15 protein-coding genes and 5 pseudogenes are annotated in these 17,367 nt (G+C 58.4%); 15 read left to right on the top strand and 5 right to left on the bottom strand.

The genetic code is table 11. The features are described 5' to 3' along the window. The first annotated feature begins 40 nt into the window (after positions 1–40). Both RGCCGE502_RS32945 and RGCCGE502_RS32940 read left to right on the top strand, forming a co-directional pair. Positions 41–814, top strand: coding sequence for a DeoR/GlpR family DNA-binding transcription regulator (locus RGCCGE502_RS32945; RefSeq protein WP_019280606.1), 774 nt, complete (start codon positions 41–43; stop codon positions 812–814). Between the two features lie 326 nt (positions 815–1,140). Next, positions 1,141–1,962, top strand: a complete 822-nt coding sequence (locus RGCCGE502_RS32940) for a calcium-binding protein (protein ID WP_016558564.1) — start codon at positions 1,141–1,143, stop codon at positions 1,960–1,962. Between the two features lie 302 nt (positions 1,963–2,264). On the opposite strand, the pseudogene RGCCGE502_RS36190 reads toward RGCCGE502_RS32940, so the two are convergent. Then, positions 2,265–2,463, bottom strand: a pseudogene (locus RGCCGE502_RS36190) (IS6 family transposase); the annotation flags it as partial. Between the two features lie 136 nt (positions 2,464–2,599). Here RGCCGE502_RS36190 and RGCCGE502_RS36185 point away from each other — a divergent pair. Continuing rightward, positions 2,600–2,933, top strand: a pseudogene (locus RGCCGE502_RS36185) (IS66 family transposase); the annotation flags it as partial. A gap of 266 nt (positions 2,934–3,199) precedes the next feature. On the opposite strand, the pseudogene tnpC reads toward RGCCGE502_RS36185, so the two are convergent. From tnpC to RGCCGE502_RS39410, 3 genes and pseudogenes are all read right to left on the bottom strand, one after another. Further along, positions 3,200–4,783 (bottom strand): annotated as a pseudogene (gene tnpC / locus RGCCGE502_RS32935) (IS66 family transposase). A 53-nt stretch (positions 4,784–4,836) separates the two neighbouring features. Continuing rightward, the gene (gene tnpB, locus RGCCGE502_RS32930; RefSeq protein WP_016558562.1) at positions 4,837–5,190 is read right to left on the bottom strand and encodes an IS66 family insertion sequence element accessory protein TnpB; all 354 of its coding nucleotides are present in this window, start codon (positions 5,188–5,190) and stop codon (positions 4,837–4,839) included. Next, positions 5,171–5,287, bottom strand: a pseudogene (locus RGCCGE502_RS39410) (IS66-like element accessory protein TnpA); the annotation flags it as partial. The gene tnpB and the pseudogene RGCCGE502_RS39410, both read right to left, overlap by 20 nt. A 321-nt stretch (positions 5,288–5,608) precedes the next feature. On the opposite strand from RGCCGE502_RS39410, the gene ltrA reads away from it, so the two are divergent. Continuing rightward, positions 5,609–7,039: a group II intron reverse transcriptase/maturase gene (ltrA, locus tag RGCCGE502_RS32925; protein WP_500690644.1), complete on the top strand. Its 1,431-nt coding sequence runs from the start codon at positions 5,609–5,611 to the stop codon at positions 7,037–7,039. Between the two features lie 145 nt (positions 7,040–7,184). Beyond that, positions 7,185–7,417: pseudogene (locus tag RGCCGE502_RS39040) on the top strand (DUF3095 family protein); the annotation flags it as partial. Between the two features lie 19 nt (positions 7,418–7,436). Here RGCCGE502_RS39040 and RGCCGE502_RS32920 read toward each other — a convergent pair. Then, positions 7,437–8,405: a GlxA family transcriptional regulator gene (locus tag RGCCGE502_RS32920; protein ID WP_016558559.1), complete on the bottom strand. Its 969-nt coding sequence runs from the start codon at positions 8,403–8,405 to the stop codon at positions 7,437–7,439. 106 nt (positions 8,406–8,511) lie between these two features. Between RGCCGE502_RS32920 and RGCCGE502_RS32915 the strand changes: the two genes are divergently transcribed. From RGCCGE502_RS32915 to RGCCGE502_RS32870, 10 genes are all read left to right on the top strand, one after another. Further along, positions 8,512–8,823: a putative quinol monooxygenase gene (locus tag RGCCGE502_RS32915; RefSeq protein WP_016558558.1), complete on the top strand. Its 312-nt coding sequence runs from the start codon at positions 8,512–8,514 to the stop codon at positions 8,821–8,823. A 45-nt stretch (positions 8,824–8,868) separates the two neighbouring features. Then, a complete protein-coding gene (locus RGCCGE502_RS32910) occupies positions 8,869–9,498 on the top strand; it encodes a YbhB/YbcL family Raf kinase inhibitor-like protein (RefSeq protein ID WP_016558557.1) in 630 nt (209 codons plus the stop codon). A 26-nt stretch (positions 9,499–9,524) separates the two neighbouring features. Then, on the top strand, positions 9,525–9,899 hold the full coding sequence (locus RGCCGE502_RS32905) for a COG4315 family predicted lipoprotein (protein ID WP_016558556.1): 375 nt from the start codon (positions 9,525–9,527) through the stop codon (positions 9,897–9,899). A gap of 376 nt (positions 9,900–10,275) precedes the next feature. Further along, a complete protein-coding gene (locus RGCCGE502_RS32900; protein ID WP_016558555.1) occupies positions 10,276–10,575 on the top strand; it encodes a hypothetical protein in 300 nt (99 codons plus the stop codon). Between the two features lie 284 nt (positions 10,576–10,859). Then, positions 10,860–11,333 (top strand): SRPBCC family protein, encoded by a 474-nt coding sequence (locus RGCCGE502_RS32895; protein ID WP_016558554.1) that lies wholly within the window; start codon positions 10,860–10,862, stop codon positions 11,331–11,333. Positions 11,334–11,387: 54 nt separating this feature from the next. Then, a complete protein-coding gene (locus tag RGCCGE502_RS32890) occupies positions 11,388–12,320 on the top strand; it encodes an alpha/beta hydrolase (protein ID WP_016558553.1) in 933 nt (310 codons plus the stop codon). 15 nt (positions 12,321–12,335) lie between these two features. After that, positions 12,336–13,202: an FAD binding domain-containing protein gene (locus RGCCGE502_RS32885; protein ID WP_016558552.1), complete on the top strand. Its 867-nt coding sequence runs from the start codon at positions 12,336–12,338 to the stop codon at positions 13,200–13,202. 23 nt (positions 13,203–13,225) lie between these two features. Next, on the top strand, positions 13,226–13,708 hold the full coding sequence (locus tag RGCCGE502_RS32880; protein ID WP_016558551.1) for a (2Fe-2S)-binding protein: 483 nt from the start codon (positions 13,226–13,228) through the stop codon (positions 13,706–13,708). Next, positions 13,701–16,079 carry a xanthine dehydrogenase family protein molybdopterin-binding subunit gene (locus RGCCGE502_RS32875; RefSeq protein WP_016558550.1) on the top strand — a complete coding sequence of 793 codons (2,379 nt, stop codon included), beginning with the start codon at positions 13,701–13,703 and terminating at the stop codon, positions 16,077–16,079. Before RGCCGE502_RS32880 ends, RGCCGE502_RS32875 begins: the two co-directional genes overlap by 8 nt. A gap of 19 nt (positions 16,080–16,098) precedes the next feature. Continuing rightward, the gene (locus tag RGCCGE502_RS32870; protein WP_016558549.1) at positions 16,099–17,358 is read left to right on the top strand and encodes an amino acid ABC transporter substrate-binding protein; all 1,260 of its coding nucleotides are present in this window, start codon (positions 16,099–16,101) and stop codon (positions 17,356–17,358) included. The last annotated feature ends 9 nt before the right edge of the window (positions 17,359–17,367 follow it).

Genomic DNA, 17,367 nt, shown 5'->3' with positions numbered 1-17,367 from the left:
TCCGTACGCGAAATTGTGCAACCAAGGATCTGAGAGAAGCATGAATAACGCCTCCGAGAGACGGCATGCTATGGTGGAGCGAGCGCGCAAGACCGGCTACGTTCCCTCCAAGATAGTTGAGGATGAGTTCGGTGTCGATAGCTCGACAATAAGGCGTGACCTCGCACGGTTGGAAGCAGAAGGTCTTATTATTCGCACCCAGGGAGGTTTTCTTCCCGTCGAACGCAAGGAAAACCACACCTATCCTTATGGACCTCGGCGCCTGGTTCGTCCGTCCGTAAAAAACCATCTTGGCGAATACGCTGCCAACTTGGTGGAAGAAGGTCAGACTGTCATGATCGACGGCGGCTCAACCATGTGGCATGTGGCAAATCATCTTAAGTCGACCAGGAACCTCACTGTAATTACGAATGATCTGCAAATCGGGTTATTACTCTGCGAGTGGACCAACATTAATCTTCATGTCACTGGAGGCGCGCAAGTCGACGGCTTATATACGCTTGCTGGTCCGGCCACCGTCGAATTCGTCGACAGAATACATGTTGACGTTGCGTTCCTCGGCGCCGAAGCAGTGGAGGCGGAGCTGGGACTCAGCGACGTGAATGTACTCGAGGTGCCAGTCAAGCAAGCAATGATAAGGGCGGCAGACTGCGCTGTCCTGGTCGCCGACAGTTCGAAATTTGGCAAAAGGTCGTTCGCGAAAGTCTGCGGGGTCGAGGAGCTCACGCAGATCGTGACGGACGGTCAGGTCACGCCTGAGCAGCGCGGGGCGTTCGGCCGGAAGCTCGAAATCGTTAACGTGAACTGCGAGTGAGGAGTCCATTGTCAGTTCCATGCCACGAAGCTTGCATAGGAGCTTATAATCTTTCTGTCTTGCGGGGAGGGTCTAAGCGATTTGCTAGATGCGGTCACGGAGCATGTCTCGCCAAGGCGGTGTCACGTTGTTCACGAACGCTCTTTGAATTCTGCATTGTCGCGGGCGCCCATCGGGACCGCCAGTCGGCTCCTTCTCGAAGTGGCGCGCAACCATCCGCGCGGTCAATACATTCGATCCAAACAATTAATTACACGACGCGTTCGATGAAAGGTATGAAAGCCTCCCGCAGGGGCCAGGCCCTGCATCAGAAGGAGACGTTCTAGATGGAGAAAGCTTATTGGGGCGGTGAAGACGCCGATACGGTCATCGCCGACAATGGTGACAATGTGATCTTTGACTACGGTGGCAATGACTGGATCGACACTCGTGCAGGTGCTGACCGTACATTCGCTGGGGCGGGAAACGACCGCGTAATCGGTGGTGCGGGCAGTGATCAAGTCTATGGCGAAGGGGGTAACGATCGTCTCTCTGGCGACGACGGCCGCTCCAATCCCCGCATTGTTGGCGAGGACAATGACTATCTCTCCGGTGGGGACGGCCATGACGTTCTCTACGTCGGGGACGGTAAGGATTGGCTGAGAGGAGGAGAAGGCTCCGACACATATGTGTTCCAGTTCCACAATCCGACACCAGGGCTCCACAATCCTGTTATCGGGGATTACCCAGACCGGCCGCAGGGACCGGACGTATCCTTGATCCTGGATTTCGACCCTGCACATGATACGTTCGCTTTCGATGCAGCGGGGCTCTACAACGATGGCTTTGGCGCAAACTTCATCAACAACGCCTCTGTTCAGTCAGGTTACCCGGTAGATAGTTTTTATAGCGGCAAGGCCTCGGGTGCGGATGGCGAGCACGTTGTAGTAATCACAGACAGGAGCTTCGCCAATGGCTCTGCCGCCGCGATCGCGATATCCAGTGAGAGAGCTGGCGACATCATTGTCTACCACAACTCCGAGACCAACACCGCGGATCTAGCCTACGTTACCTCGGCTAATCATGTAGATGTGTTTGCTCACTTGTTACACAGCGAGTCCGACCTCGCCAATATGCACCTTACCGCGTCCAACTTCACCTTCGTATGATCCTCAAGAGGCATAACGGAAGCGCCCCTCAAGGCAAGCTGCGGCTTTGCTTCCGCTCTGCGGCTTGCCGTTCCTGGGGGGAATCGGTCGCCGGATGGCTGGAATTATTCTAATGTGCCAGGCAGCATAGTCAGGCTCGCGGCGCTCCGGCCGTCTCGCCCAGGGGGCAATGTCCTGTTATGGGGACGAAGTTGTCATCTCGGTTTTCTAAACCTACCCGCCTGATCCTGGAAGAACAAAGAGCTAAGGTCACGACGACTACCACAGAGCGCTAAAATACGCCGACGACGTAGATTACTACGCAACCGTTTGGCGTAACCGGCCCCGAATTTGTGACCCCATCGCCGTATCGTTTCGTAGACACAACATTGCCGCGCTCCAACAACATTTCCACGACCAACCCTGAGGCTTAAAGGAAACCGGAAATATAGCCCAGACCGCATGCGCGATGATCTGCGGTGGAAAGCGGTGGTTCTTGTAGCTGATGGACGATGCGTTCATCTTAACCGAATTATCCGCCAACGGTAAGGCGCCGATAACGTGACATCGCCCTCGCCAATGATCATGCAGCAGATACTGTCCGACTGTCCGCGACGGCATCCTCGCGTTTCATCAGAGCCACCGATGAACGAGCTAAACACCCGCCGACCGGGTAGGGGGCCGCGCCGCGGCGCTGAAGCCGCCATATGGTGGCCGCCGAGCGCCTGCATGGCGAGGACACCACCGATCCTCGCCCGCGGCAAGACCGATACGGGCCGCATCTGGACCTAGTCAGGGATGACCGGCCGTTCGGAGAACAATCGCCGCAGCGGCACTCTACTCGCTTCGCGCGATCGGCGGCAAGAGCATCCCGAGCGCCATCTGAAGGCCTTCACCGGTATCCTGTAGGCGAACGCCTGTGGTGGCCATAACTGCTATTCAAATCGGACCGCGATTCCCGTCCATTGACACAGGCGCTGTGCTGGACGCACTTGCACGCTTTACCGCTTCTGTCGTGTCGACAAGATGCCCGCGACTGCGACAGAAATGGTGTCCTTGTGAACGTCCAGTCCAATGAATGCATGACAGGCATCACAATATCCTCCTTGGCGTGAGGCGCGATCGGCGCAAATGGAGGCTACAGTGCGGGCTATCATTGCGACATCGCGTAAGACGGTCATCTGTAAGCGCGATTTTCGATGCGCATTGACGGCTGCAGCACCGCTGAATCGCCCCGTATCGGTAGGAATATCCGGCGCTATATGGCCGTAGTGGTTTTGGAGAAGTTGAACGGTAGCAGGTCGCCGATGTCGGCCGCTTCGTCGCGCTTCGGCAACTCAGTGAGCACGTGGCGGAGCCAGGTGAGTGGGTCGACGCCACAGGCGCGGCATGTCAGCATCAAACTATAGATCACTGCGCTGGCCTTGGCTCCGTCAACCGTGTCGCTGAACAGCCACGATTTCCTTCCGGTCGCAAAAACTCTGATGTCGCGTTCCAGAATGTTGTTATCGATCGGCATCCTGCCGTCGCTGGCGTAACGGGTCAGATAATCCCATTGGTTCAATGTGTAGGACACGGCGTCGCCGAGCTTGGTATCCGGCACAACTTTCGGGGCGATGTTATCGAGCCACGTCTTTAGAGCGTTCAGGACAGGCAAACTATGCTGCTGCCGCAAGCGGTGAATGCGGTCGGCCTGCGTTTCACCAACTTCGGGCTTTATCTCTCGCGCCTGCCTGTCGATCCGGTAGAGCTGCTCGAAGAACCTGAGAGCTTGCTCCGGCGGGCCTCCGCCATTCTTTCTCGCCTTGAGGGCATCAACGAAGCGCCGCCTGGAGTGAGCCATGCATCCGACGTGGGTTGCGCCATGTAATGTGCGCCAGGCTGTGTAGCCATCGCTCACCAATATGCCGCGATAATCACCCAGGAAGGTCTGAGGGTAAATCTGGCCGCGGCCCGGCTGGTAGTCGAGCAGCACAATCGGCTGGTCACTATCCTCGCCACTCCGGTAGGCCCACATGTACGATGTGCTGGTGGCCTCCTTGTCCTTTTCCTTCAGGACCTGAACCGTCGTCTCATCGCCATGAATGAGAGGCTGTAATCTAAGCCGCAGTTTCAGCGCATCATAGATGCGGTGCAGATGCTTCTCGCTTGAGCCGATCACCCAGTGAGCGAGAGCGCCGCGGCTGATCGGAACACCAGCACGCTCGAATGTTTGCGCCACGCGGTAGAGCGGTGTGCCATCGACGTACTTGTGGACGAGCGCGAAGGCTAGGGTCGAGGCGGTAGCGATACTGCCTGGCAGGGGCTGCTTCGGCATAGGCGCGATCACGACCGGCGTGTTGATCCCGGTGCGGTCGCAATGGCGGCAAGCGTACTTGAACCGGACATTCTGCAGGACCTTTGCCTTGACCTCGATATGGAGCTGTTCGGTAACGGCCTCGCCCATGCGATGCATCTGAGCAGGGACAAGCCTTCTGATCGTCGGGGAGGTCATATTCGACACGCTCGCGTGGCAGGTCCTCCGGCAGAGGTCTGCGTCCCCGCTTTTACCCGCCGCGCTATCGACCGTCGGCAAGCCCGTATCCGGGAGATCGGCGACGTCATCGCCGTAATCACGATCATCCTCGTCCGCGGCCTCTTCGGCTTCGTTGAAGAGGCGATCAATGTGCTTTTCGCTGCGCGGGGCAAAGCGATGCAGCTTTGCCAGTGCCAGCTCCTCTTCCAGCTTGACGACCCGTAGCGAGAGCGCTTCCTTCTCGGCTTTGAGCGCAGCGATTTCGGCAGCATTTGCCGCCAACTGCGCCATCAGCACTGCAATATCAGGATCGCCGGCTCGTACCATCCGATTCTTGAATCTGAACCGCCCCTTTGCGTCGATAGTTCAATTCGCCACCTTCAACCGGCGATCTGATATTGCCGCATCGGATGGCGGATCATCGCGTCGATATCAATGCCGTCGAGAATCCAGTGAAGCTGTTCTGTCGTCAGCACAACGACCGGCACCTCGCGGCGGGGCCATCTGAACTTGTCCTCGGTCAACCGCTTCAGGACCATCACAAAACCGGACCGGTCAAAGAACAATAGTTTCATCCGGTCACGACGGCGATTGCAAAAGGCAAAGACCGCGGGAGCAAAGGGATCGAGCTCCATCACCTCCTGCACCAGGACAGCAAGGCTGTTGATGCCCGCGCGGAAGTCGATCGGCTCCCGATGGAGGTAGACCTTGAGGTCAGCGCCCAGTCTGAACATGACCCAACGCTCCTATGATCGCCGCCAGTCCATCGACATCGCTGCATTCCACCGTCAGACTGACCCCGTTCGGCAGCAGCGCGCTCACCTTGGATGCATGAGAACGTTTGCCGATCGGCTCCGCCTTCGTCAGTCGACCGCGGGCAGAAGACGAGTGCATATCCGGAGCAATCTACTGGACGGGGCTGGGAAGGTCTTTGACCACAATCCAGTCATCGACGCTGATGAGAAGTCGGATACGCCCATAGTACCGGAGAAGTTGCCGAACAAGGGAGATGATCCTGCGGAGGCAATGGAGGGAAGGGGTGTAATCGGAGGGAACGTCATCGAAACCCCAGCGTACCGGACCCAGAGCCGGATCAAACACGCTTCGATGGGGATCGAGGGCGTACGGGAAGCCGCCAAACGGGACCCGAAGATGCGTTTCACGGCGCTGATGCACCACATCACTCCGGCGCTATTGGTGAAGAGCTTCCATGCGCTTCGCAAGCAAGCGGCAAGCGGTGTGGATGGGGTGACGTGGTACGACTATGAGAAGACCCTCGAAGGGCGCGTGCACGAACTGCACCGGGAGATTCAATCCGGTGCATATCGTGCACAACCGTCCCGACGGGTCTACATTCCGAAGAATGACGGAAGACTCCGTCCTCTCGGCATTGCAGCGTTGGAAGAAAAAGTCGTGCAGATGGCCGTGTCCACGGTTCTGAACGCGATCTATGAACAGGACTTCCTCGGCTTCTCATACGGGTTCCGGCAAGGAAGGGGACAGCATGACGCGCTGGACGCCTTGTGGGTTGGGATCGACAAGCGGAAAATCAACTGGATACTGGATGCGGATATTCGCTCGTTTTACGATGAAATCGATCACGAGTGGATGGTTCGTTTCCTGTCGCATCGAGTGGGTGACCGCCGGCTGATACGTCTGATCCACAAATGGTTGAAAGCGGGCACGATTGAGGATGGCCGTCGCGTTGCATCAACGCGAGGAACTCCTCAGGGCTCTGTAATCAGCCCAGTGCTATCGAATATCTATCTGCATTACGCATTGGATTTATGGGTCCAGCAATGGCGTACTCGAGATGCCAAAGGCGACGTGATCATTGTACGATATGCCGACGACAGCGTAATTGGGCTCCAGTACGAAGGAGAGGCGCAGCGCTTCCTGCAAGCATTGCGGGAGCGTCTCGCTCAGTTTGGTTTGCAGCTACACCCGGAAAAGACGCGGCTAATACGCTTTGGGCGGTATGCTGCGAGAAACTGCCGGGAGCGTGGTATCCGCAAGCCAGAGACCTTCGACTTTCTGGGATTCACACATTGCTGTGGCAGGCGGCGCAATGATGGAGGCTTCAAGATTGTCCGTCTGACGATCAAGAAGCGCATGCGCACGACGCTGGAGGCCATTCGAGGAACGCTAATGCGACGACGCCATGAACCGGTGGCAGTAGTAGGTCGGTGGCTACGGCAAGTGTTACAGGGGTATTTGAACTACCATGCGGTTCCCGGCAATCTACGAAGATTGGGTGGGTTCCGCTGGGAAGTCGGTCGCGCTTGGCGACACGCTTTGATGCGTCGAAGCCAACGAAACCGCCTGTCTTGGGAGCGTTTCCAGAGACTGCTTCGCAAATACCTGCCGCCATGCCGGCTGGTGCATCCCCATCCAGATGCTCGGCTCACCGTCAAAACAGCCGTATGCGGTAGTTCCGCACGTACGGATCTGGCCGGGGGGCGATGGGCAACCATCGTCCCTACCGGAACCGGTCATCTCATCTTCGTGCTCGCGAACATTGCCACCAACTCGCCGATCGGGCTTAAGGCGGTCAAACGCAACGACGCTCTGTTCGATGTCTGACGTGAGATCGACTGACTTGCAGACGAACGCTTGCTGCGGCGCCAGGAAAGTCGGCCAATCGTCGATGCGCTTGAGTGTTGGCTTCGGGCCGAGCGGGCGAAACTGTCGCGCATCTCACCGGTCACCTTGCCGGACGCCGAGAGCTCCTGGGCGGCATGACCTCAACGGGCTGTCCTGCCGCTGGAGCCCTATCGTCTCGCGCCATGGCGCGATCGTGTCGATTATCGCCGTGCCGAGCGAACGCGTCAGCACTCCGGAATTCTAGGCATTAATCGACGACATCGTCGTGCTGGCCGAGGGGGAGGACCGGGGAGGCTTCTGAAGGAGGGACCCGAACCGCGCCTGTCGATGCGGGGCGTTACGCAGAGAGATCGGGCGCGGCATTCCTCCCTCTCGCTCAGGGATCATAAACAGTCCGCAGCTCGCGCACACCGCGACCCAGCCGCCGCCGTATGAGAGTGCGCAAGGTCACCCCGTCGGCGTATCCCACTTCGGCGGCAATCGCGTCCATATCCTTGCGGCTGGTGCGCAAAAGGTGAACCGCTCTCTCAACCCGCAGGTCTTGGAAATACGATAGCGGCGATTTCCCGAGCACAGCTTCCATGCGCCGCTGGAGGGTTCTTTTGCTGACATGCAGGGCGTCCGCCGCTACGTCGAGAGAGAAACCTTCGTGCAAACGGCCACGCGCCCAACGTTCGAAGTGCTGGACAAGCGGATCGGCGGTGGCCAGGTGCATCGGGATCATGTAAGGGGCTTGCGACGGCCTTGTATCGACGAGGAGGTAGCGTGCCACCATATCGGCCAGTGCCGGACTCGTCTGGCGCACTAGCCACAGGGCGAGCTCTAGGTGCCCCATTGCAGCGCCGGCAGTGACGACGTCACCTGATGGAACCAACATGCGTTGTTCATCGAGCCGGACTTCAGGATAGCGTTGACGAAAGAGCGGCCCTAACCACCAGGCCGTCGTCGCCTCGTGCCCAGACAAAAGGCCCGACTCAGCCAGGAGAAACGTGCCGATGCATGCCGCGCCGATCCGCACTCCATGACCGTGCCAGACCCGCAGTTGTTCGGCGGCGTCCTGCGCCTCGCGGCCGTCCAATACTCCGATCAATGGCTCCGGCATCTTGGTGCCGAGCGCCGGGACAATTACCCAGTCAGGCTGCCGGATGTTGACCGCCGGTTGGACGGGTACGGTCAGACCGAGAGAGGTTTGCACAGTGTCTCTGACGCCGGCGACGACGCACTCGAACCGGGGAACCGGAAATGATTCCAGCTCGGCCAATTCGTTTGCTGTGCCAAGGGTGTCGAGCACTGCTGCCAAACCGGTGTCGAATACGTTGTTGTGGGCAAGGACAACGATCTTCATGGCGCTTATGATATCGAAAAAGTCATTTGCGGCAATACCGTTTGAAGATTGCGGGACCTAATGTCCCTCTCGTCGGCTGTCCGACACCGAGTGAAGGAGTTAACCCATGATCCAGTACGCCCTGTTTGCCCGCCTCGAAGCCAAACCCGGCAAAGAGGCTGATGTCGAAGCGTTCCTGAAAGCCGCGCTCGAATTGGCTAAAGATGAGGGCTCAACCCCTATCTGGTTCGCATTGCGACTGTCGAACACGACATTCGGCATCTTCGACGCGTTCCACGACGAGAAGGCACGGCAGGACCACCTGTCCGGCCCGATCGCACAAACCCTGATGGCAAAGGCACCGGATCTCTTTGCTGTGGCACCCGCCATCGAGCTGATCCAGGTGTTGGGCCTGAAAAACCAAACGACCGCAAACTGACCATCGAGCCGAAGACACTCGGCCAATTTCTTTGAAAGCAATCACATGACCATGAAACTATTTACCCGCTTCTCACTGCTTGCCGCCCTCCTTGTGGGCGCAAGCGGCCTTGCCTCGGTGCCGGCCGTCGCCGGTTCGTCAGATAAGTTTGAGCTTTCGAGCCCTGACATTACGCCTGGTGGCAAGATCGACAACAAATTCGTCCTCAATGGCTTTGGCTGCAAGGGCGGGAATATCTCACCCGCCCTGCAATGGAAAAACGCGCCGGCGGGCACCAAGTCGTTCGTGTTGCAAGTGTATGACCCGGATGCGCCCACCGGCAGCGGTTTCTGGCATTGGACGGTCTATAATATTCCCGCCAATGTCACTGAGCTGGTCGAAGGTGCTGGCAATGCACCGGCAAATCTGCCGGCAGGCGCCTATGGCGGCGTCAACGACTACCATGACACCGGTGCAACCGGCGGCAATGGCAACTATGGTGGCCCATGCCCGCCCGTCGGCGACAAGCCGCACAGGTACGAATTCTCGCTTTACGCGCTGGCCGTCGATGATATCGACGCGGCCGCGGGCGTTCCGAAAACGGGCACGGCGGCGCTGCATGGCTTCGTGCTGAACAAGGGCCTCGGCGACAAATTGCTCGGCAAGGCCTCCTTCACAGCCGCCTACGGCCGCTAATCAGACATTAGATTTTGGAGATCATCATGAAAGGACTCATTCTTGTACCGATCCTTTTGGCCTCGATGACCGGTATCGTCTTCGCCGCTACTCCCTTCAAGGTGGTCAAGACCGAAAAAGGCGTGGTCCTTTCCGGCGAAAAGGGCCGGACGCTTTATACCTTCAAGAAGGACGAAGCGGGAACCTCGAATTGCTACGATGAATGCGCGCAGAACTGGCTCCCGGCTATTGCTGCGGCCAGCGCCAAGGGTCACGGTGCCTACTCGATCCTGACCCGAAAAGACGGCACGAAGCAGTGGGCAAAGGACGGTAAGCCGCTCTATTATTGGTCCAAGGACGCCAAGCAAGGCGATGTCACCGGCGATGGCGTCGGTGGCGTTTGGGACGCAGCCAAGCCTTGATTTCCAGCGGCGCCGCGGAAGCAGTAGGCTTTCGCGGCGCCGCTGCAAGAGGTGCTTTTCAGGCGATCGACTCGTCTGCCCCGCGCTAAGCTTCCCTAACCATCCCCACCTGCTATCGGCTGAGATGGAGCCGCTGACTTACTCTGCACGGTCTCTTGAACTGATCATTCGCCGTCCCCCATTGCAAGGGCGCGCTATCTTGCCGCTAATCTGATCTGCGTGAGGGATTAGAGACAGCCATAGTAGTCCGGTATCGGCTCGTAGCAAAATGATATTGGACCGGCATCAGAGCCGGGATTACCGTGACAATCATTCAAGGGCTCGTTCCTTGACAGGCGGAATGGAGCCGCCTTTGGGAGATATAGGAGGAGAAATCTTGATCGCAGCTTTGGTGCTGTTCCCCGTTCCCACTGGAACGACGATGGAGCAGATAAAGGAAGCGTACGAGCTGTCCGCGCCCCGGTTTACCGGTATGCCCGGTCTTCTAAGCAAGCACTATCTGTTCGATGGCGCCGGTCAGGGCGGAGCCTTCTACGTCTGGTCGAGCCGGCCTGATGCGGAAGCGCTATACACCGACGAGTGGCGCCAGTCGCTGACACAACGCTACGGGGCGCCCCCGACACTGTCGATCTACGAAGTGCCGGTCGCCATCGATAACGCAGCGGCCCCGCAATAGAGCACGGTGCTCGGCCTCTTTGTAGAGGCAAAGCACGTATGCCCCGACCGCCGCCTAGTAAGAGCTTCGATCGACGAAGCGGTTTTTCATCTTGTGAAGCCGCCAATGAGATTTCGCAGTCTGTGACATTAGCGGCTTGATGGACGGGAGCTGACGCGGGGCGCCGCACGGCTTGTTGAATTCTTTTTCAATTCAGGTTCGAGGCGCGAAGCGTCTTCGGCAGGTTTGGTAAGGCACGGCGCATCTAGAGTGTGGCCGGCCACACGTACCCAGGGAGGTTGATGATGGCGGTTCTGCTATCGGGAAATTATTCTTTGCCAGTAAGCCAGGATGAGGTTTACGCCGCGCTCAATGATGCGGACGTGCTTCGCGAATGTATTCCAGGCTGCGAGGAGCTGGAAGCTCGTGCAGACGGCATATTCGCGGCTGTCGTCCGGCTCGAGCTTGGTCCCTTGAAGACGCGTTTCCGAGGTAAAGTTCGCTTGGAGGATTTGGACCCTCCGAACGGCTACCGGATCATCGGCGAGGGTGACGGCGGCATCGCCGGGTTCGCCAAGGGAGGTGCGGCTCTGAAGTTGGCACCAGAAGGCGAAGGCGGAACGCTTCTGTCCTACGAGGCCGAAGCCAACGTCAACGGCAAGATCGCTCAGCTGGGACAGCGTTTGATCGCCAGTACCAGCAAGAAAATTGCCGATCGCTTTTTCGAGACACTCGTGAAGCATCTGCAAAATGGGGCCGTCACGGCTGAAGCGAAATAGAAATTTCCAAATTCACCGACCCCTCATTCAATCGACGAATTGAAAGGTAGAACTATGCCCAAGGTTACGGAATTAACGTTCTTTAGTGAAGGCTTGAAGCTCAAGGGCTTGCTCTATGAGCCGGACGATCTCAAGCCGGGAGAAAATCGCCCAACCGTGGTGTGCTGCCACGGCTACACCGGCATGAAGGACGTATATCTTCTCCCCGTTCCTGAGCGCTTGGCCGTGCACGGTTATGTCTCATTCGCATTCGACCATCGCGGCTTCGGCAAGAGCGAGGGTGTGCGGGCGCGTCTGATACCGCCGGAGCAGGTAGAGGATATTCGCAACGCGATCACCTTTGTCTCCACTTTGCCATCAGTGGATACCGGCCGCATTGCACTCTACGGCACGTCGTTCGGCGGGGGCAATGTCGTGGTCGCGACAGCAACCGACGATCGCGTCCGCTGCGTGGTTTCTGTTGTGCCCGTTGGCAATGGTGAGCGCTGGCTGAAGAGCCTTCGCAAGCACTGGGAGTGGCTGAAGTTTCAGGACGTTCTGGCCGAGGACCGCCGCCAGCGGGTTCTGACGGGAGAATCCCGCCGCGTTGACGTCACGGAGCTGATGCCTGGCGATCCCCACTCACGGCAAGTCATCCAGGAGAAGGTGAAAGCGGCGGAAACCTATACGCAAGGCTACCCTCTGGAAAATGCCGAAGCGACTTTGCGCTGGAAACCAGAGGATTTCGCGCACGCCATTGCTCCCCGTCCTATCCTCTTCATGCATACCGAATGCGACGGCCTCGTGCCGATCGACGAGTGCTACGCACTTTATTCAAAGGCCAAGGAGCCCAAGAAACTCGTCACGATTCCGAACGCCGACCATTACGACGTCTATCAATTCGTCAATCCGGACGTGTTCGAGAAGGTGATCGCGGAATCGATCAAGTGGTATGATCGCTATCTCAAGGCGGATGCGCCGCAAGAGCGCATCGCAGAGATCGCTTAAGGGAGGCAAACGAACGTGGCGCTACCGGTTTTTGACTACTTCGCACCAAAAAGTATCGAAGAGGCTTGCGCAGCACTGGCATCTAATCCGGACGGGGCGAAATTGCTCGCCGGCGGACAGTCGATACTGCGCGTCATGAAATTCCGCATCATGGCGCCTGAGCTTCTGGTGGATGTAAAGGCCATACCCGGCCTGCGCTACATCGAAGGTGATGCCGATACGCTGCGTATCGGCGCCACTGCAACACAGAGCGACGCCTTAGGCAACGACATCGTCCAGAAGGAATTCCCGTTGCTGGCCGAGGCCATTGCCAGGATCGCAACGACAGCGGTCCGCAACACCGCGACGATCGTCGGCAATATCTGCGTCGGACATACGGCCAGCGACCCGTCCGCGGCCTTGCTCGCCCTCGACGCCGAACTTGTCGTCGTGAGCCCTCAGGGGGAACGCATCCTTCCAATCAGCGAATTCTTCGTGGGCCATATGTCAACTTCCCTCGACGCCGCCGAGCTGGTTCGCGAAGTGCGCATACGCAGACGCAATGACAAGCCGGGGATGGCATATCTGGCGCATAGTGGAAGAGCTGCCATGGAAACCCCCCTTGTTGCGGCAGGAGCAATCGTTTCAACCAGGAACGGCATCTGCAGCAGTGCAACTATCGCACTTGCCGGAGCCGATGAAACGCCTGTCCGTATTTCGCGAGCGGAGGAGGCACTGATCGGATGTAAGCTCGACGATGTGGCTATCCTTCAAGCAGCGGCCATCGCGGCGGAGGACTGTTCGCCAGACAGCGACGTCTACGCATCCGGCGATTACCGACGCAGGCTGGTGGGTGTCTATGTGCGCGACGCCTTGAGGGCGGCAGCAAGCCGCGCGGCGTAGGCTTTAGGAGGAGGAACCACATCATGCACAGCAACATCAACCTTGTGATCAACGGACGATCACATTCGCTGGACGTGCCAGCAAACACACTCCTGCTCGACCTCCTGAGATGGGAAGTCGGCCTGACGGGAACCAAGGAAGGATGCGGTGAGGGCGTTTGCGGCTCCTGCACCGTCAATGTCAATGGGGAACTGGTCAGATCCTGCCTGACGCTGGCGGTCCAGGTGGACGGCAAATCGATCACGACGATTGAAGGCATGGCCGATGGTGATACGCTTCATCCGCTCCAGCGGAAGTTCCTGGAGCTCGGCGCTGTCCAGTGCGGTTTCTGTTCGCCGGGCTTGATCGTCACTGCCGACGCACTCTTGAAAAGCAATCCAGACCCGACGGAAGCCGAAGTGCGCGATGCACTCAGGGGCAATCTTTGCCGCTGCACCGGCTACGTGAAGATCATCGATGCCGTTTTGGCAGCTGCAAGCGAAATGCGGAGCCACGCACATGAATAATCCCGATCAAGAATTCAACGTCATCGGCAAGAACGTCATCCGCGAGGAAGGTCCGGGAAAGGTCACCGGCCTTGGCAAATATGCCATCGACCTCGAATTTCCACGGATGCTTTGGGCGAAAATCAAGCGCAGTACGCGCCCTCACGCCAAGATAATCGGCATCGATATCAGCCGCGCGCAAGCATTGCCGGGTGTTCATGCCGTCATAGTCGACAAGGACTGCCCTCAGACATTGTTCGGGTTTGGCTGCTATGACGAGCCGCTGCTCGCCCGTGGAAAGGTCCGCTATATCGGCGAGCCGGTCGCAGCGGTCGCAGCCGAGAGTGAGGCGATTGCCGAGCAAGCTTGTGATCTGATCGAGGTCGACTATGAGGACCTGCCGGCAATCTTCGATCCCTGGGAAGCCTTCGGAGCCAAACCCAAGGTAATCATCCACGAGGACCAGGCTAACTACCGCCGCGTGCCTATCGGACCCGCGCAATACGATCCGAAGCACCCCAACGCGTTCGGTTATTACAGGATCCGCACCGGCGAGGTGTCGCAAGGCTTTGCGGAAGCGGACGTCGTCCTGGAGAAGACCTACTCCAACGCCATGATGGCGCACGCCACCATGGAGCGGCACAATTCTATCTCGCTGTGGGACGCCGACGGCAAGGTAACAGCTTGGTCGTCAGCTCAGGCCGCCTATCCGCTGCTGAACCAGATCAGCGAGGCGCTAGACATCCCGCATTCGCGCGTCCGCGTCATCATCCCGAAATATGTCGGGGGCGGTTTTGGCGGAAAGATAGAAATGAAGGCAGAAGGCTTATGTGCCGTGCTTTCCCGCGCCGCCGGCCACAGACACATCAAGATCATCTATACCCGCGAGGAATCACTCTGCTGGGCAGGGGTGCAGCATCCTTTCGAAATGCGTATCAAATCTGGCGTGCGCAAAGATGGCGTGATCACGGCGTGCGAGATGTTCGTGCTCGTCAATGGTGGCGCATACGCTCAGCACGGCTTCCTCGTCACCCGCCAGGCGAGCTATGGTCCACTAGGCTCTTACCGCTTCCCGCATTTCAAGCTCGACAACTACGTTGTCTATACCAACAACCCTCCGGGCGTCGCCTATCGCGGTTTCGGCAACACCCAGATCCACTTCGGACTAGAATCTCACATCGATGAGCTCGCGCATGCAATCGGAATGGATCCCTACGAGATTCGCCGCAAGAATGTTCTCAAGGAGAATGAGATAAACGCAGCCGGCGAAATCCAGCATTCGGTCGCGGGCGCTGAGCTGCTGGACGAGATAAAGGCTGGCCTGGAGCGTCACGGCCCCTTGCAACGGGAAGACGGACCCTGGCGCCGCGGCAGAGGCATCGCCTTTGCCAACAAGGACAGCGTTGCCCCGTCGGCATCCTCTGCCATCGTCAAGATCCATAACGACGAGACTGTCGAAATTCGCCATAGCGCTGGCAACATCGGCCAAGGCAGCTCGACGACTCTTATCCAGATCACCGCGGAGTTCTTCAAGGTCGGGCCTGAGCGGGTCAGGACGGCCGAAGTCGACACTTGGGTCACTCCTTACGACCAGCTGACCGGGTCGAGCCGCCTCACATTCGCGGCCGGCAACGCCGTCCTGATGGCTTGCGAAGATGTGAAGAACCAGATCCTGACGATGGCGGCCCAGATGATGCAGGCGACGCCAGAAGAGCTCGATCTAGCCGATATGATCGTCTTCGTGAAGGAGAATCCGGGTCGCTCCATGCGCGTCAGGGACCTCTTCCGCACGGTGTTCTTTACCGGCTCATTCCTGCCGACTGGCGGCGAGTTGTTGGGCAAGGCGACCTTCACGGTGCCCTCTAGCAAGATCGACCCGGAGACCGGGCATGCCGCCAACGACGGTATGCGCAAGATCTTCTCCTTCTGTACCCGCGCGGCCCAGGCCGTGGAGGTGGCCGTGAATATCGAAACTGGCCAGGTCAAGCTGGAGAAGATCGCCATCGCAAACGATCTCGGCAAGGCGATCAACCCTATGTCGTGCGAAGGTCAGATGCATGCCGCAATCTCAATGGGGCTAGGCCAGGCGATCTCGGAGGAGTTGCAGATCAGCGAAGGAAGTGTCGCCAACGGCGACTTCTCGTCCTATCGCTTTCTGACGGCAAAAGATGCGCCGTCGAACGATCACGTTTCGACCCACATTGTGGAGATCCCCCAGTTCGACGGCCCTTACAAGGCAAAGGGCTTCTCGGAAGCAACGACGTCGCCAACGGCGCCTGCCATCGCGAACGCGATCTTTGACGCCGTCGGCCTTCGTCTCCGACACATGCCGATGACGCCGGAGCGCGTCCTCGAGAGGCTCGATCGCCTAAGTTCCGCAGACACAGACTGACGATTTCAGGGAGGAAACCATGTCAGATTTTACGAAACGCGAATTGCTTCGCGTCATGGCTCTCGCTATGGGAGCCCTGGCCTTGACCCCGCCTGCCTGGTCCGAGGATCAGCCGATCAAGATCGGCACGAGCATGGCTCTGTCCGGGTCGCTTGCTGCAGGCGGCCGGCAATCGCAGCTTGCATTGCAGATGTGGGTGGAGGACGTCAATTCGCGCGGCGGGCTTCTTGGCCGAAAGGTGGAGCTTGTCACTTATGATGACCAGGGAAGTCCAGCACAGAGTCCCGGTATCTTTTCCAAGCTGATCGACCTCGACAAGGCCGACCTTCTGATTGCGCCCTACGGGACGGTGCCGGCGGCTGCAGTTATGCCGCTGGTCAAGGAACGCGGCCGGCTTCTGATCGGGCAGATCGGCTATCAGATCAATTCCAAGGTACACCACGACATGTGGTTCAACAATTCACCTTGGAGCGACGCGGAAAGCTGGGTCGGCGGCTTCTTCAAGCTCGGCGAAACAGTCGGCGTCAAGAAAGTGGCGTTCCTGGCGGCAGACCAGGAGTTTTCCCAGAACATCCTCGCAGGCGCCGAGGCGCTCGCCGGCAAAGCCGGTTTCGAGACGGTCTATGAGCAAACTTATCCGCCCACGACCGTGGATTTCTCGGCGATGATCCGGGCCATTCGCGCGGCCACTCCCGACATGGTGTTCGTCGCCTCTTATCCTGCAGATTCGACGGCGATCATTCGCGCTGTCAACGAGATCGGCGTTGGATCTTCCGTGAAGCTGTTCGGCGGCGGGATGGTCGGACTTCAGTATGCCTCGGTGATGCAGGCCCTGGGGACCCAGTTGAACGGGGTCGTCAACTATCACACCTATGTCCCCGAAAAGACCATGGCGTTTCCGGGCGTCAAGGAATTCCTGGACCGGTTTGCTGAAAAAGCCAAGGCAGCCAAAGTCGAAACCCTCGGCTACTATGTCGCCCCATTTTCCTATGCCTCGGGGCAGATCCTGGAACAGGCCGTTAAGGCAACCGGAAGCCTGGACAATGCAGAACTCGCAAAATATCTGCGAAGCAATGAGGTCCAGACGATCGTCGGCCCAATCCGTTGGGGCACTGACGGAGAATGGTCGCAGCCCCGGGTCGTGATGGTCCAGTTCCGCGACGTCAAGGACGGCGATGCCGAACAATTTCGCCAGGAGGGCAAGCAGGTCATCGTCTACCCCGACAAATATAAAACCGGCGATCTGGTTTCGCCCTTAACCGAGGCGCAGGGCAGGTAAACCTGCGTT

This window comes from Rhizobium grahamii CCGE 502 (assembly GCF_000298315.2).
Taxonomy (GTDB): Bacteria; Pseudomonadota; Alphaproteobacteria; order Rhizobiales; family Rhizobiaceae; genus Rhizobium; species Rhizobium grahamii.
Note: the sequence above shows the minus strand (reverse complement) of the source record. Positions and strands in the feature narration are given on the sequence as shown.

Bases quoted from the DNA above. Each gene is read 5' to 3' on its own strand.
- RGCCGE502_RS32945 (WP_019280606.1), top strand. From the start codon at position 41: ATGAATAACGCCTCCGAGAGACGGCATGCTATGGTGGAGCGAGCGCGC.
- RGCCGE502_RS32915 (WP_016558558.1), top strand. From the start codon at position 8,512: ATGATCCAGTACGCCCTGTTTGCCCGCCTCGAAGCCAAACCCGGCAAA.
- RGCCGE502_RS32895 (WP_016558554.1), top strand. From the start codon at position 10,860: ATGGCGGTTCTGCTATCGGGAAATTATTCTTTGCCAGTAAGCCAGGAT.
- ltrA (WP_500690644.1), top strand. From the start codon at position 5,609: ATGCGTTTCACGGCGCTGATGCACCACATCACTCCGGCGCTATTGGTG.
- RGCCGE502_RS32905 (WP_016558556.1), top strand. From the start codon at position 9,525: ATGAAAGGACTCATTCTTGTACCGATCCTTTTGGCCTCGATGACCGGT.
- RGCCGE502_RS32890 (WP_016558553.1), top strand. From the start codon at position 11,388: ATGCCCAAGGTTACGGAATTAACGTTCTTTAGTGAAGGCTTGAAGCTC.
- RGCCGE502_RS32940 (WP_016558564.1), top strand. From the start codon at position 1,141: ATGGAGAAAGCTTATTGGGGCGGTGAAGACGCCGATACGGTCATCGCC.
- RGCCGE502_RS32875 (WP_016558550.1), top strand. From the start codon at position 13,701: ATGAATAATCCCGATCAAGAATTCAACGTCATCGGCAAGAACGTCATC.
- RGCCGE502_RS32920 (WP_016558559.1), bottom strand. From the start codon at position 8,405: ATGAAGATCGTTGTCCTTGCCCACAACAACGTATTCGACACCGGTTTG.
- RGCCGE502_RS32910 (WP_016558557.1), top strand. From the start codon at position 8,869: ATGACCATGAAACTATTTACCCGCTTCTCACTGCTTGCCGCCCTCCTT.
- RGCCGE502_RS32880 (WP_016558551.1), top strand. From the start codon at position 13,226: ATGCACAGCAACATCAACCTTGTGATCAACGGACGATCACATTCGCTG.
- RGCCGE502_RS32870 (WP_016558549.1), top strand. From the start codon at position 16,099: ATGTCAGATTTTACGAAACGCGAATTGCTTCGCGTCATGGCTCTCGCT.
- tnpB (WP_016558562.1), bottom strand. From the start codon at position 5,190: ATGTTCAGACTGGGCGCTGACCTCAAGGTCTACCTCCATCGGGAGCCG.